Annotated in this window: 10 protein-coding genes; 4 read left to right on the top strand and 6 right to left on the bottom strand. The window is 70.0% G+C overall.

All coding sequences use genetic code 11. The features are described from left to right. Position 1: 1 nt before the first annotated feature. Entirely contained in the window at positions 2-2,350 is a 2,349-nt protein-coding gene (locus tag LGR69_RS29260) for a TonB-dependent siderophore receptor (protein ID WP_230368252.1), read from the bottom strand. A 511-nt stretch (positions 2,351-2,861) separates the two neighbouring features. Between LGR69_RS29260 and LGR69_RS29255 the strand changes: the two genes are divergently transcribed. Further along, positions 2,862-3,266, top strand: a complete 405-nt coding sequence (locus LGR69_RS29255) for a helix-turn-helix domain-containing protein (RefSeq protein ID WP_163006148.1) — start codon at positions 2,862-2,864, stop codon at positions 3,264-3,266. Between the two features lie 32 nt (positions 3,267-3,298). Here the strand turns inward: LGR69_RS29255 and LGR69_RS29250 are convergent, their stop codons facing one another. The 3 genes from LGR69_RS29250 to LGR69_RS29240 all read right to left on the bottom strand — a co-directional run bounded on the left by LGR69_RS29250 (position 3,299) and on the right by LGR69_RS29240 (position 10,314). Beyond that, positions 3,299-4,687, bottom strand: coding sequence for an FAD/NAD(P)-binding protein (locus LGR69_RS29250; RefSeq protein WP_230368250.1), 1,389 nt, complete (start codon positions 4,685-4,687; stop codon positions 3,299-3,301). 322 nt (positions 4,688-5,009) lie between these two features. Further along, on the bottom strand, positions 5,010-5,312 hold the full coding sequence (locus LGR69_RS29245; protein WP_230368248.1) for a hypothetical protein: 303 nt from the start codon (positions 5,310-5,312) through the stop codon (positions 5,010-5,012). Between the two features lie 583 nt (positions 5,313-5,895). Next, positions 5,896-10,314 (bottom strand): S8 family serine peptidase, encoded by a 4,419-nt coding sequence (locus tag LGR69_RS29240; protein WP_230368247.1) that lies wholly within the window; start codon positions 10,312-10,314, stop codon positions 5,896-5,898. A 496-nt stretch (positions 10,315-10,810) separates the two neighbouring features. Between LGR69_RS29240 and LGR69_RS29235 the strand changes: the two genes are divergently transcribed. Continuing rightward, positions 10,811-11,929 carry a helix-turn-helix domain-containing protein gene (locus LGR69_RS29235; RefSeq protein WP_230368246.1) on the top strand — a complete coding sequence of 373 codons (1,119 nt, stop codon included), beginning with the start codon at positions 10,811-10,813 and terminating at the stop codon, positions 11,927-11,929. Positions 11,930-11,974: 45 nt separating this feature from the next. On the opposite strand, the gene LGR69_RS29230 is transcribed toward LGR69_RS29235, so the two are convergent. After that, a complete protein-coding gene (locus LGR69_RS29230) occupies positions 11,975-12,433 on the bottom strand; it encodes a YeeE/YedE family protein (RefSeq protein ID WP_007565417.1) in 459 nt (152 codons plus the stop codon). Next, positions 12,430-12,843, bottom strand: a complete 414-nt coding sequence (locus tag LGR69_RS29225) for a YeeE/YedE family protein (protein ID WP_007565416.1) — start codon at positions 12,841-12,843, stop codon at positions 12,430-12,432. Before LGR69_RS29225 ends, LGR69_RS29230 begins: the two co-directional genes overlap by 4 nt. 308 nt (positions 12,844-13,151) lie before the next feature. Here LGR69_RS29225 and LGR69_RS29220 point away from each other — a divergent pair, with 308 nt between their 5' ends. Together LGR69_RS29220 and cysE are read left to right on the top strand one after the other, a co-directional pair. After that, positions 13,152-13,343: a hypothetical protein gene (locus LGR69_RS29220; protein WP_007565415.1), complete on the top strand. Its 192-nt coding sequence runs from the start codon at positions 13,152-13,154 to the stop codon at positions 13,341-13,343. Between the two features lie 28 nt (positions 13,344-13,371). Then, positions 13,372-14,214, top strand: coding sequence for a serine O-acetyltransferase (gene cysE, locus LGR69_RS29215; protein ID WP_091864113.1), 843 nt, complete (start codon positions 13,372-13,374; stop codon positions 14,212-14,214). The last annotated feature ends 394 nt before the right edge of the window (positions 14,215-14,608 follow it).

Below are 14,608 nucleotides of genomic sequence, written 5' to 3'. Positions count from 1 at the left end.
CTTACCAGCGATAGCGCAGGGTTCCGTAGACCGTGCGCGGCAGGCCATAGAAGCAAGCCGAGTAGGAGAGGCAACTGGAGACGAAGCGTTCGTCCAGCAGGTTGTTGACGTTCAGCTCCGCCGTGAGGCCGGCCAGGCTCGGCGCGAGGTGCCGCATGTCGTAGGACGCGACCGCGTCGACAACCACGCTCTCCGGCACCTGGAAGGTATTAGCCGGATCGCCCCAGGACGGGCCGAGGTAGCGCACGCCACCACCGATCCCGAGGCCCAGCAGGGGGCCGTCGGTGAAGCGGTAGTTCGCCAGCAGCGAGATCGTGGTGTCCGGCACCTGCACCGGGCGCCGCCCCTGGAGCGGCACCGACAGCCGAGTGAGGTCGTTCGCCGTGCTGCCGCTATCCCGCACGTTGCGGATGTCGAGGAGCGAGACGCCGCCGATCAGCGTCAGGCCCTCGGCCAGGTTGGCCCGTGCCTCGAACTCCACGCCCTGGGCGCCGACTTCGCCGGTCTGGACCACGAAGCCCTGGCGCAGGGGATCCGCGGAGGTTCGGTTCGACTGGCGGATATCGAAGACCGCGGCGGTCAGCAGGATGTCGGTGCCCGGCGGCTGGTACTTGATGCCGGCCTCGTACTGGTCGCTGCGGATCGGGTCGGGCACGCGACCCACCGACCCGAAGGCGCTGTCGAACACGCGCCCGCTCACGATCGGCTCGAAGGCTTGGCTGTAGGACACGTACGGCGCCACGCCGCTGTCGAACTGGTACAGCAGGCTCGCGCGATAGGTCAGGGCGTCGGAGGGCGCATCCTGGAGCGTCAGGGTGCTGGTGTTCCCGGAGAAGCTGCGGGTCGGGCCGGTCTGGCGGGCGACGTCGTAGCGGCCGCCGAGCGTCAGCACGACGCGATCGAACTTCGCCTGGTCCTGAAAGTACACGCCGGTCTGCTGGGCATCGACCCGCGAGGTGGTGTTGAATGCCGGGAAGGCGATGTTCATGGCATAGTTCGGCGCCAGGATGTTGAGGTCCGGAGCGCTCGGGAACGGGGTGCCGCTGGTGCGGGTGCTGAAGGTCCGGTGATCGACGCCCAGCAGGGCGGTGTGTGCGATGAACCCGGTATCGAACTCGGCGATGAAGTTGTTGTCCATCGTGTAGGCTTCGGCCGCCACGTTGGTGCCGATGACCGACCGTGCCAGGAGCGGGCCGCTGGCGGTCGGGCCGTTCCGGTCGTTGAAGGCGCCGTAGACGCTGCGGTAATCGCCCTGGGTACGCAGGTAGCGTCCGGCCGAGTGGAACCGCAGGTTCTCGCCGATACGCTGGTCGAACAGGTACTCGATCGAGGCCTGGGTCCGGTCGGAGCGCTCGATGTTGCGATCGCCGTCGTAGAAATTCACCGGCAGCCGTCCGAACAGCCCGCTGCCGAAATTGCGTGAGAACACGGTGCCCACCGCCGGGAAGCCGCCGTAGAAGCCCGAGAACGGATCGCGCTGGTAATTGCCGATCAGGGTGAGCGACGTGTCGGTGGACGGGCGCCAGGTGATGCTCGGAGTGATGAAGGCCCGCTCGACCTTGGTGGTCACCGCCGGCCCGTCGCCGTTCCAGCCGAGCCCGATCACCCGGTAGGCGAACTGGTCGGCCAGGCCCGGGATGTCCGACGCGATCGGGCCGCCGATGTCGAAGCCGCTCCGGACCTCGTTGAAACCGCCGCCCTGGATGAAGACCTCGCCGTGGCGGACGAATTGCGGCACCTTCGAGACCAGGTTGACGATGCCGCCCGGGCCGGACTGCCCGTACAGCACCGAGGCCGGCCCCTTGATGATGTCGATCCGCTCCAAGCGGTAGACGTCGATCGACGTGTTGGCGTCGCGCCCGCCGATGATCGCCATCTGATCCAGGAAGACCGGGGCCGTGAAGCCGCGGATGTTGAACAGCTCCAGGCGAGTCGAGCCGGCACCGCCGCGCGACTCGGCGAAGACGCCCGGCGTGTAGCGCAGCGCCTGGGTGACCGTCAGCGCGTTCTGGTCCTGGATCTGCTGGCGGCCGACGACCGAGACGGATTGCGCCGTCTCCAGGATCGGGGTGTCGGTCTTCGTGCCGACCGTGCTGCGGCTGGCGACGTAGCCGGGGACCGGGCCGACCGCGCCGCCGGCGCCGTACAGGTCGCCGTTGAGAGACCGGCTGGGGCCCTCACCCGTCACGCTCAATTCGGACAGCTCGATATCGGTGGTCGCCGCAGCCTGTGCCGCGGCCGCGGCCGGCGCGATGACCGCACAGGTCGTTGAGAGCAACGCGAGATACAGGGATCCGGCCAGCGACCGTTCGATTGCGTTCCAGGTCGCTTCAGCCCGGGACCGGTTCATCTTGACGCCTCTAAGACAAGCACGGGACCGCCCGTGCTCTCTACGAAAACGGCAGCCTCACGCTGCCGTGATCGTGTTGGCATCAGAGTATTGGTATAGGCAACCGCTATGTTATGGAGCAATTCTAATATAACTTGGACTCATTCCAAGTTGTACCCGCCTCCGCGGCTTCCCGCGAAGGGGAGGGGGCTTCGACGGTCGGGATCGGGCCGCCTGGGGGGGACATTTTGCGCTGTGGGTATGGGAAGGTTCTGTTAACCACGCCGGATTAGCTGAATACGGAATCGGCACTGAACCGGCTTGGTTGTGCGGTCCTGTGGTTCACGATCGCGCGTTCGTCTCTGCGACGACGCGTTGACGCAGTGACTGTCCCGGGTCGATACAGCCAAGATATGCGGCTGGCACAAGCGAGGGTTGCATGGTGGTGCGAAACTCAATCGTGCGCGATGCAGTTAAGCAGCCCGTGGATCGCGGCCGACCTCGGCCGCACGCCGTGAAAGACTGTTGCGATATGACGACCGTGACCAAGCCGAAGCTCGCGACCGAAGCCGATCGCGCGATCGGGAGCCGTATCGCGGCGCTCCGGGCCGCACAGGGTCTGAGCCAGACCACGCTGGGTCACGCCATCGGCGTCAGCTTTCAGCAGGTGCAGAAATACGAGAAGGGCCGCAACCGCGTCGGCGCCAGCCGCCTGCAGATGATCGCGGACCAGCTCAAGGTCCCGGTCGAGGCATTCTTCGCGGATAAGTCGCCGGAGGATACGGGCGCCGAGTCCATCCAGGGCCTGTTCGATGATCCCGAGATCATGGACCTCGTGGCGGCCTTCCGGTCGATCACGGACCAGACGACGCGCACCGGTGTCCTGTCGATCGTGAAGGCCGCTGCCGCCCTCCGACAGGCCGGCACCGACGCCTGACCGAAGTCGGGACGCCGGCTGCCGGCCGTTCCTCAGATCGGCTCGGCAAGCAGGTCCCCCACCGTCCGCTCGATGTGCTGGGCGATATCCGGGGCCCCCGTCATCTCGCCGAAGCTGCCCCGCGTCATCGGCCCGTAGGCGTAGAGCCCGGGCCGGGGCCGGCCGTCCCTGTCGAGCACATGGCTGCGGCGATCGACGGCGAGGCCAAGACCGACCGCGTCGAGGCTGGCGGTGCCGTCCGCCAGCAGGGCGGCGACCAGCGGGTTGCGCGAGACATCGCGCTCCGGCCCGGTACACAGCACCACCGCGTCGAACGACCGGCGCGTGGTCTCGCCGCCGCCGGGCCGCAACAGCGTCGCGATCCGCCCATCCGCGCCGAGTTCCAGGCCGGTGACGGCTGCCCGTTCCACGAGAAGGCGCCCCGCCGCCCGCGCCTCCGTCAAAGCCGCCGCGATCTGCGGCGCGATGCGGAAGCGGTGGACCTCCCAGAACGGCAGCAGGCGGCGCACGACGCGCCGCTTCTCGGCAGCCGGCAGGCTCGACCACAGATCGGGCAAGGCCGTGCGCAGGGAATCCACCACCGGGTGCCAGCCTAGGGCGGGATCGACCGACGCGACCTGCCGCCGGACGAGCCGGAGCAGGTCCAGAGCGGTGGCGGGCGGATGCGTTCCGACCACGTCCAGATCCATCCTGAAGAGTCCGTGAGCCTTCGGCAGCAGGCCCCGCCGTGAGACCGCGGTGATCGGCCCCCGATGACCGCCAGCGCCGAGGCTCGTCACCACGTCCGCCATGGTCAGCCCGGTGCCGACCACCAGCACCGAGGCCTCCGGCCCGATCCCGGCAAGCGCATCGGCCGCCCAGGGATCGGCGACGAGGCGGCCGGATTCCGCAACGCCCGGTCCGAGACGGCAGGGCAGGGCGGGCACCGCGTGACCGAAGCATAGGGCGACGCGGTCGGCCGCGAGGCGCTCGCCGGATTGCGTCAGGATCTGCCAGGCTCCGGCCTCTCCCCGGACCTCCGCGGCCGTCGTGCGCAGATGGGACAGGCGCACGCGGTCCGAGGCTGCCGCCAGGGTTTCGGCCAGGACGGCGCCGATATAAGCCCCGTAATCCGCCCGCGGCACGTAGGCTCCGGTGCCGTCCTCGCACGCCGGATCGGGCAGGATGCCCTGCGCGTGGAGCCAGGCTGTGGCGGCCCCGGTCTCGCCGGCGACGATATCCAGCCGGTCGCTGGGCACGTTGATACGGTGATTGGGATCGCGGGTGCTGTAGGCCACGCCGCGCCCGAGCTCGGGCCGCGGCTCGAGAACGACGATGTCGAGGGGCCCCGTCGAGGCGCGTACCGCATGGATCGCCAGCACGGCGCCGGTGAAGCCGCCACCCACGATTGCGAGGCGCAGCGGGCTTGAGGTCGGTGGCATGGTCGAGATGCATCCCCGAGGGTTTCGGGGGCGTTCGATCAGCCGGACGATGTCCGCGCAAGCCCGGAGGAGGCGGTGCAGGTCTGTTTACGACGGGCAGCCATCACGCCCGCGTGGTTCGGGTGAGGGGCGTGGCGCGACAGACCATGCCGGTGCTTGACGAGCCGGACGGTCGTGCTGAGCGCGGCGTCGGCTTCACGCGCGTGACCGAAGCCGCAAGGGAGAGAGCCCAACGCGATGTTTCACGGGAAACATCGCAACGCCATTCCAACTTACCGCTCGAAGTCCGCGCCAACCGGGGTCGGCTGGCCGGTGCCGGGATCTACACGGTGGCCGGCGCGAACTGGACGAAGGCCCCCAAGAAGGCCACGAAACCCGAGAGGGCGCCGGCGACACGATAGGCCCTCGCCGGCAGCCTGCGGCCGGGCAGGGTCCAGCTCAAGGCGGGCAGGGCGATCAGATTCAAGACGAACCCGGCCATCACAGCCGCAGCGATCGCTCCCAGCGGCAGATAGAGCGCGCCCACCAGGACATTCTGCGTGCCGCCGAGACCAGTCACCATCCGGACGCCGCCGCCGGCCAGGAAGCCGATGGCCGCTGCGGCGGTGATCGCCTCGCGCAGCATCGGGACGTGAAGATGTCCCGGAGGAATGGTCTCGATACCTCGCACGGCGGCTCTCGCTCGTAGGTCCGAGCCAATGATCGCCGACCGCGACCAGCAATGCAATTGTGAGTTGTACTTAGTTCCGTTGATACACGCGCTGGGTCACATGCGCCCCGATCCCCGATCGAAGCCGCCACCGCCCGGCCGCTCAAGTCCCTCGGCGCGGAGCGGCGTTGCCCGGGCTGGGCTGTGCATCGTGAGGCCCCCGCGTCGAACCCAAACATCGCGGTGGCAGTCATAGGGCACGACAACGACGATCTCGCGAGCACCGCTCGGCCCCCCGGACCGCTTCCCCCCGATCTAGACCGCACAGACGATCCTACGGTCCCGCAAAAGCCTGAAGGGACCGAGTCGCATCGCTTCATCCCGCCGGTCCGGCGATAAGGGCCGAGCTGCGCGCTCTGCATGTCAATAAATAGGAGCTGACGGTACACGTCCCCGCCGACAGGCCGGGGTCCGACCCCCGCTCCGCTGCAGACGCCGAACATCGCACCACCCGTACGGGCCGCGGCCACCCAGGGGCGACCGCGGCCGGGCGCTCGGCTTACCAAGCGGCTTGCAGACCGGCCGAGAAGACTTGGGCCGTAGCGCCGGGGCGGACCTCGCCGGTGTAGCTCGCCGACAGCGACACCCCGGCGGCCACCGGGCCGGACACGCTCACGCCCAGCACCGCACCGTCCCGTCCCAGCGCGCTGGTGCGGGTCGAGAACGGCACGCCGAACAGGCTCGAACGCACAACCGCCGCCGTGTCCGCCAGCTCGTGCGCCCAGTACGCCCGGGCGTCGAGGCGCAGGCCCGCGGCTCCATCCACCGCGACGCTGGCGAGCCGACCGCCCGCCAGGATCCGCGCCCCGTCAAGCGCCGCCGTGGTGAAGACCTGCGGGACCAGGCCGCCGCGCTCGCTCACCCGGCCCCGGCTCAGCCGGTCGTAGCTGAAACCCAGCTCCGGCACGAGTTCCACCGGCAGGCCGGTCGCGATCGCGTAGCCGGCAAAGCCCGACAGGCCGAGATCGCCGCCGGACGGCGCGCCGCCGGCCCGCATCGGGGCCGAGCCCAGCACCATTGTCCGGTTCACCCGCCCGTCGGCATAGGCGCCCCCGGCCGTGCCGCGCAGCACCACTGCGCCCAGCCGCGTGCTGCCGTAGAGCGTGCCGCCGTAGCTGTCCGTGGTGAACGACCCGGGCCCGAACCCGGCCCCGGCGCCGCGGGACGCGCCGGTCTCGCGCAGGTAGCTGAACGCGCCGCCCACCAGCGTGTCGCGCCCGATCTGCCGGTCGACGCCGACCAGCAGCCCGCCGGCATCGAGGTTCGCCCCGCCGGCGGCGCGGTCGCCGCCGCGGCTGCCGAAGCCGTACAGCGCGTCGGCCCAGATCCGGCCCTCGCCGGTGGCCAGCGGCTGGTCGGGGCCCCCGGCGGCGCCGCGCAGGTCGATCGCGGTGCCGTTCGGCCCGAGCCCGGCGCCGCCGGCGCTGAAGCTGGCGCTGCCGCCGCCCGAGGTCAGGCGCCGGTCGATCGTGGCGGCGACCAGCCGGCGCGCCGCGAGATCGGCCATCACCGCGTCGCCGTAGCTCTGGCCCGACAGGCTCGCGAGCCCGCCCGCCAGGGTGCCGGGGGCGGCGGCGTAGAGCGGGTCGAACAGCCGTGCCCGGGCCGCGTCGGGCCGGGTGCCGGCCGCCGGCCGGGCAACGTCGAGGGCGGCGCCCACCGCCCGGGCATTGCCGCTCTGGGCCAGGCCCAGGGGCGCGAGGTTTCCGTAGGCAGCGGGGGTCACCACAAGGTCGAGGCCGGCGGCCCCGTAGAGCGCGTCGAAGCGGGTGGCCGCGGCCAAGCCGGCTGGCGGCTGGGTGAGCCCGCTGAACGAGCCGCTCAGCCCCGCCTGCGCCACCAAGACGGAAAAGCGCTGGCCGAGCCCCGGGGTGAAGCCGTTGGTCGCGTTGCCGGTGATCCCGCGCAGCACCGGCACCAGGGTGCCGTTGGCCGCGACCGCGCCGCTCGGGCCCACCGCCAGCAGGCGGGCGTAGTTGCCCGCCCCGGCGCCGGTGCCGATCCCGTCGATGTCGAGCCCGAACAGGCTGCCGGGGGCGAAGCTCACCGGGCCGGCCACCGTCAGGGTGCCGGGCGAGTTGCCCGGCCGCAGGGCGCCGGCCACCGCCACCGGGGCCGCGATCGTGCCGGTGCCGCGCAGGGTGCCGGCGGCCGCCACCGTCACGGGGGAGGTCCAGAGCCCGTTGAGCGCCAGCGTGCCCTGCTGGATCGTGGTCGGGCCGGAGAAGCGGCCGGTACCGGTGAGGTTGAGCGTGCCGGTGCCGACCTTGGTCAGCGTCGTGGGGCTGCCCCCATCCACGATGGCGCCGGCATAGGTGGACGCGCCGGGGCCGCCGACGGTTAGCTGCCCGTTGCCGAGCACGGCCGTGGCCGATCCGGACAGGTTCGCGACGGTGAAGGCGCCGCCGCCGAGGTCGAGCGGGCCGGTGGTGGTGAGCGCGGTGATCCCGGAGACCGGGCCGGTGAACTGCAGGGCGCCGGTGTTGGTCAGGGCGCCGTTGAGCCGGCCGGACAGGCGGGCGGTGCCGGCGTTGGAGACGGGCCCGTTCAGGGTGCCGTCGCTGACCAGGAGGCCGGCATTGCCGATCTCGGCGGCCGAGAGGCTGGCCCCGGAGGCGACCGCGACGGTACCGGCATTGCTGAGCGCGCCGGCCAGGCCGTAGGCGCCGCTCGCCACCACATTCAGGGTGGCGCCGGCGGCGTTGGCGAAGGTGCCGTCGCTGGCGACCGTACCGGTGACCGCGACGGTGCCGGCGTTCCGGATCGCGCCGTCGACCCGGCCGGCGCTGGCGACCAGGGTGCCGGTGTTGGTCACCCCGCCGGAGAGCGTGCCGCGGGTGGTCAAGGTCCCGGTGTTGGTCACGCCGCCACCGATGGCGCCGGTATTGGCGGTGTATCCGGCATTGGCCAGGCCGCCGGAGAGGCTTCCACTGGTGACCAGGGTGCCGGTGTTGCTCACCCCGCCACCGATCGTGCCGGTGTTGGCGGTGTAGCCGGCATTGGTCAGTCCGCCGGAGAGGCTGCCGCTGGAGGCCAGGGTGCCGACATTGATGACGCCACCGGCGACGGTGCCGCTGTTGACGGTGTAGCCGGCATTGGCCAGCCCGCCGGAGATCGCTCCGCTGCTGGCGAGCAGGCCGGCATTGATCACGCCGCCCGCGAGGGTGCCGCTGTTCGCCGTGAAGCCGACATTGACCAGGCTGCCGGTCGCGGTGCCGGCATTCACGAAGCTGCCGGCCGTGCCGACGGTGATCGGCGAGATCAGGCTGCCGGTCGCCGTCAGCGCCAGCGTGCCGCCCGTCACGAGGGTGCTGCCCGTGTAGGTGTTGGCTGCCGACAGGCTGGCGGTGCCGGGGCCGGTCTTGATGAGCGAACCCGGCCCGGCCCCATCCGCGAACACCCCCGCGAAGCTGGAGGTGCCCGTATCGATCTGGAGCGTGCCGGTGCTGTTGAGGGTCACCGGCCGGGCGGTGGCGAAGCCGTCGGCCAGGACTTCGAGGGTGCCGCCGCCGAAGGCCAGCCCGCCGCTCGCGGCGCCCAGGTTGCGGTCGGCCAGGATTCCGAGCACGCCGCCGTTGATGGTTGTGCCGCCGGCGTAAGTATTGTTGCCGGTGAGATCGAGGATGCCGGCGCCGGTCTTGATCAGGCCGCCGGGTCCGGAGATGTCGTTGGCGAAGCGACCGTAATAGGCTTGGCCCTTGTAGGTGGTGTTGACCGTCCAGGTGGAGGTGAACTGGCCCGGTCCATCGATCGCCTTGCCGAGGTTGAGCAGGCCCCAGCCGTAGATCTCCGCCGGCCCGATCGGGGTGGCGGTGGTGAACATCGTCTGGGCGATCTGCGGCGCCGTCAGGAACGGGTACGCCTGCATCAGCACCGCGGCCGCGCCAGTGACGTGCGGCGCCGCCATCGAGGTGCCGCTGATCGTATTGTAGCTCTTGCCTAAACCTTGAGGCCAGGTCGAGTAGATGTCGTATCCCGGCGCAGAGATGCACCAGGCTGCCGCGACGCCGCACCAGTTGCTGAACCAGGCGATCTTGTTTTTGCTATCGGTGGCGACGACAGAAACGATCGATCCGGCAATGCCGGAGAAATCGATTCCGCTTTGATCGGAAATAGGTCGACCCTTATCGTCTAGGAATTGGTAGACACCGCTTCTCGCGTTGCCGGGTCGTATGTATGGATAGAGGGCCGAGCCGCTCGGGTTGACCGACGTGACCGGCTGCAACTGCCGATCATTTCCGGCGGCAAAGACCAGCAGCATACCGCTGTCAGCGGCCTGCTTGATTGCATCGTATTCCGCTTTTTCGTCTGAAAATCTATAGGATTGGATCGTGAATACCTTGTAGGCTGGATTTTTGATCCAATTGCCAAATTCATCCTTGATGTATGGGGGCGGTGAGTTGGGCCCGTAGCTGCCATTCAGGACGCGGGCGCCCTGCGCAGTCGCATGCTCAATGGCGGCGCTGGTGTCGCCATAGAGTCTGCCGGCATAAGTGCTGGCATCGTCATTGCCCACGATCGCTCGAAGGGTGAGAATCGTGCTGTCATAGGCGACGCCCATCATCCCGACACCGTCGCGGGCAGCGCCGATCGTTCCTGACACGTGCGTGCCGTGGCCGTCCCGGTCGGTCAGCGCAGGGATGGGGAAGGCCGGACTGCCGAATTCCGGATTCCAGATATAGGCATCGTCCGAGCCCGGAGAGATCCGCGTGAATCCGGGCTTAGAGAGATTGCGGAATTCAGGATGGTTCGGGTCGATGCCGGTATCGACCACCGCCACCAACACCCCGGCGCCGGTGAACCCGCGCGCATAGGCGGTCGCGGCGTTGATCTGGGCCAGGCCCCAATCAGCCCGATACTCGGGCGTGTCGAAATCCGCCGCCGTCAGGCCCAGGAACGAGGGCGGGCGTCTCGCCACGCTTTGAGCCGCCGCCGGCCCCAGCGCCGCCGTGAGAGCGGCCAGCGAGCAACCGAGCAGGAGGCCGCGTTGCGCCCGGCCACCCCGGCTTCCGACGCGGCCCGCTCGCGTGACGGAGCCGCGGCGTTCACCCGTATGGCGCATGGGGTCATGCTGGTCTGACATGAAGAACGTCCGATCGGTCCCGGCAAAGGCAAGGCTCCGGCCTTAAGCGGACGGACGTTTTACAGGCTATGACGTCCCGGCCACAGGATGCGGCGCGCGCGCGATTTGGCACTTCCTTCACCCCTTTTGAGACATACTGCATGCCGCGGGGCCCTGTGATGCGCGCTCTTGATCCGGACCGACCGGGGCGAGAGACCATCCGAAAGGTCCCGCCGAGATGTGGCGATGCGATGCGAAGCCAATCGGCGTGTTCATTCGATTCGTCGCGATCACGCCTGTCGAAAGACCGGTGTAGATCGACGGGAATCGGGATCATTGCAGGCCTGATACTATGAGAGATCACCGCGCCGCCGCCATCGCCGCCCCGGCCGAGCACCGGCAGGCCCCGGCCGCATCGTTCGCGCCCGATGCCGGCGCTGGGGCATCCCGTCCGGGCGAGGCGGCGCCCGAGGCGCCCGCCACCGGCATCGCGTGCCTGCGCTTCGAGCCGCCCGAGGATCCGGACGCCCTCGGCCGGGCCTGGCAGGCACATCTGGCGCCGGTCTTTTCGGTGAGCTTCGGGCCGGAGACCGACCTCAGCGTCCCGATCGCGATGCGCAGCTATCACCTCGGCGAGCTGCTGGTCGGCGACGTGATCGCGCCGGCCCATATCCTCGAGCGGTCTCCGGAGATGATCCGGCAGCAAGGGCTCGATCACATCCTGCTGCAATTCTACCGGCGCGGCCGCAGCGTGGTCGAGACGGACCGTGCCGCCGAGCCGGTCAGCGAGGTCCAGTGCATCGTGTTCGACCTGGCGCAGCCCGTGCGCATCGTCGCGGACGCCGTCGATGCCACGAACGTGGTGATCCCCCGTGCCCTGCTGGAGAAGCAGGGTTGTCATCCGGACGCCCTGCACGGCCGCCCCTTGGACCATGACGGCGACCCGTTCGGGCGCCTGGTCCACAGCTTCGTCGCCAATGTCGTGGCCTGCGGCGACCGCCTGGATCAGCGCGAGGCCCTGGCGTCGGCATCCGCGATCATCCAGCTCTGCGCGACCTGGCTGCGCGGCCGGGAGACGGGGAGCCCCGTCCAGCACCAGGATGTGCGGATCCGGGTCCGCCGGTTCATCGAGGCGGAGCTCGGCAACCCGAAGCTCTCGCCGGCCCTGATCGCCGCACGCCTCGGCCTGTCGCGCTCGACCCTCTACCGGGTGTTCGCGCCCAACGGCATCGTCACCTACATCCGCGACCGGCGCCTGATGCACGCAATGCGGATGCTCATCCGAGACGAGGCGCAGCCCGCGCGCGTCGCGCGGATCGCCTACGCGGTCGGCTTCACGGACGAGCGCACCTTCCGGCGCGCCTTCAAGCGCCGGTTCGGCTTCGTGCCGAGCGACGCCGTGCAGCGCTTCGGCCCGAATCGTGGCCCGGAGCCCCTGTCGATCCTGCAGACCTGGATCGAGAGCCTCTGAGGGATCTGCCGCGATCGCGGCGCGCTCGGTCCGGACGGCCCCGGTTCAGGCCGGGGGCGCGACGCCGCGCGGAGTTTCCGCCGATGCGGTCGGCAGCAGGCCGTGCAGCGCCATGCCGATGAGCATCGCGGCGACGAAGACGAGGACCGGAACCGCCCCCGTGGACAGGGCCGCCACGGCGGGGCCGGGGCAGAAGCCCGAGAGGCCCCAGCCGATCCCGAACAGGGCGGCGCCGACGATCAGCGGGGCATCGATCCGGCGCCGGGCCGGCAGGTCGAACCGGGCATCCAGGACCGGGCCGGAGAGGCGCCGGCTCAGGCGGTAGCCGAGCCCCGACACCGTCACGGCCCCCCCGAGCACGAAGACCAGGCTGGGATCCCAGGCGCCCGCCACGTCGAGGAAGCCGCGCACCCGGGCCGGGTCGAGCATGCCCGAGAGCGCCAGGCCGAGCCCGAAGGTGAGGCCCGCGGCCAGGGCCGCGAGGATGCGCAGGGCGGCGCTCACGGCAGCCCCCGCATGGCGGCCACGGTCAGCATGCCGGTGGCGAGGAAGACCAGCACCGCCGCGATCGAGCGCGGCGACAGCCGCGCGAGCCCGCACACCCCGTGCCCGGAGGTGCAGCCGGATCCGAGCCGGGTGCCGAAACCGACCAGCAGGCCCGCGAGCGCCAGGACCGGCAGGCCTGCATCGATCCGCATCTCCGGCCAGTGTCCGGCCAGCAGCGCGAAGGCCGGCGGCCCGAGGATCAGGCCGAGCAGGAAGGCGGCGTCGGCGAGCCGGCGCGCGCGTCCCGGCCGACCGAGGCCGGCGACCAGGCCGCTGATCCCGGCGATCCGGCCGTTCAGCAGCAGGAGCATCGCGGCGGACAGGCCGATCAGCAGGCCGCCCGCGAGGGGGGGAAGATAGGGGCTCATGGCGGTCTCGCCTTCCGAATCGGGGACCGCCCCGGCGATCCCAGGACCTGGGGTTAGCGGCCGGGCTGTCCCGGAACAAGCCTTGCCAAATGCCGTTGAACAATCGATTATCGAGCACGTTCAGTGGCTTAGCGAAGATGATGCTGGTCCCGGGGCAATCTGCGAACGAAACCTTCTCCCCCGATGCGGGGCGGGCGGAAGGGCATTCCCGGGACCGTCCGGCGCCGCGCCGGCCCCGCTTCGGACATCCGAATCGGGCCGGCCGGATCGGCCCTCGCAAGGACGGCAGCGCGAAAGGTTCAGCGACGATGGCGCAGGGTGATCAGGTGGTGTTCCAGCGGCTCGACCTCGCGGAGATCCTGGGGATCTGGCGCCATGCCCGGGGCCGGATCGTGGGCATCCATCAGCAGCAGGGCCACTCGGCCACGGTCGACGTGAAGTTCGAAGGCCACGAGACCCTGGAACGCTACCTCGCCGACCTGTTCCAGCTGGTGCATTGATGGCGCTCGAGATCCGGATCCTCCGGGCGTGACGGCCTCGGCCGCGATCCCGCCGCTGCGCGCCGCCGGCCGCGGCACCCTCGAGGGCGACCTGTGGGCGGAACTCCGTGCCGAGGCCGAGGCCGTCCTGGTCGAGGAACCGCTCTATGCCGGGATCGTCCAGGCGACGATCCTGGACCAGCGCAGCCTCGCCCAGGCCTTCGCGTACCGCCTCGCCCACCGCCTGGGCGACGGCGACCTCGCCCGGCTGTCGATGCGCGACCTCTGCCTGTCCGCCTTCGAGGCGGACCCCCATGCCGGGGCCAACGCCGCGCGCGACCTGATCGCCATCCGGGAGCGCGACCCGACCTGCCGGCGCTACCTCGACCCGTTCCTGTTCTACAAGGGCCTGGCGGCGCTGGAGGCCTACCGGGTCGCCCATTGGCTCTGGCACCAGGGCCGGGCGACGCTCAGCCTGCATGTCCAGAGCCGCATCTCGGAGGTGTTCGGCTGCGATATCCACCCGGCCGCCCGGATCGGCTCCGGCGTGTTCATCGACCACGCCACCGGCGTCGTGATCGGCGAGACCACGGTGGTGGCCGACGACGTCTCGATCCTCCAGTCGGTGACGCTGGGCGGCAACGGCAAGGAGAGCGGCGACCGGCACCCGAAGGTGGAGCGCGGGGTCCTGCTGAGCGTCGGGGCCAAGGTGCTCGGCAATATCCGCGTCGGCGAGGGGGCCAAGGTCGCCGCCGCCGCCGTGGTGCTGCACGACGTGCCGCCCCACACCACCGTGGCGGGTGTGCCGGCCCGGGTGGTGTCGCGCCTCGCCGCGGGCGAGGAGCCGGCGCGCAGTATGGATCAGTCTTTCGGCTTCGGCGACGGGATCTGATCCGAGCAAGAAAATTTTTTTTCAGAGACGAGAGCCGCAAATCCCGCGGGATCGACGTTCGGACGAGAAGGAAATTCTCTCGCGATGCGGGGTTGCTTCACATATTTCCTATGGAGTCGGCGTTTTAAAGGCTGGTATTCCACGGCTGCAGGATAAATAGGAAAAATCATTTCGTTGACCCGGTGCGGAATCAAGGCTTACCTTGACTGTGCTGGTTCGCCGCAGCGGTGAGCACAGTGTCCCGCCAGTCAACGGCTGCGCGGCTGCACGACACAACGGATCTTATTCTGAGCGCAGTGGCCATTCGGCCCTGACATCACCCCTTTTACCTTGCGCCCGGCCCGCATCGACTGCGGGACGGCTCGCGGAGACGCGGGCCGATGCTGCGGCGCGC

Source organism: Methylobacterium brachiatum, from assembly GCF_020523825.1.
Classification (GTDB): domain Bacteria; phylum Pseudomonadota; class Alphaproteobacteria; order Rhizobiales; family Beijerinckiaceae; genus Methylobacterium; species Methylobacterium brachiatum.
The sequence above is the reverse complement of the archived record's forward strand: the minus strand, read 5'-3'. Positions and strand labels throughout refer to the sequence as shown.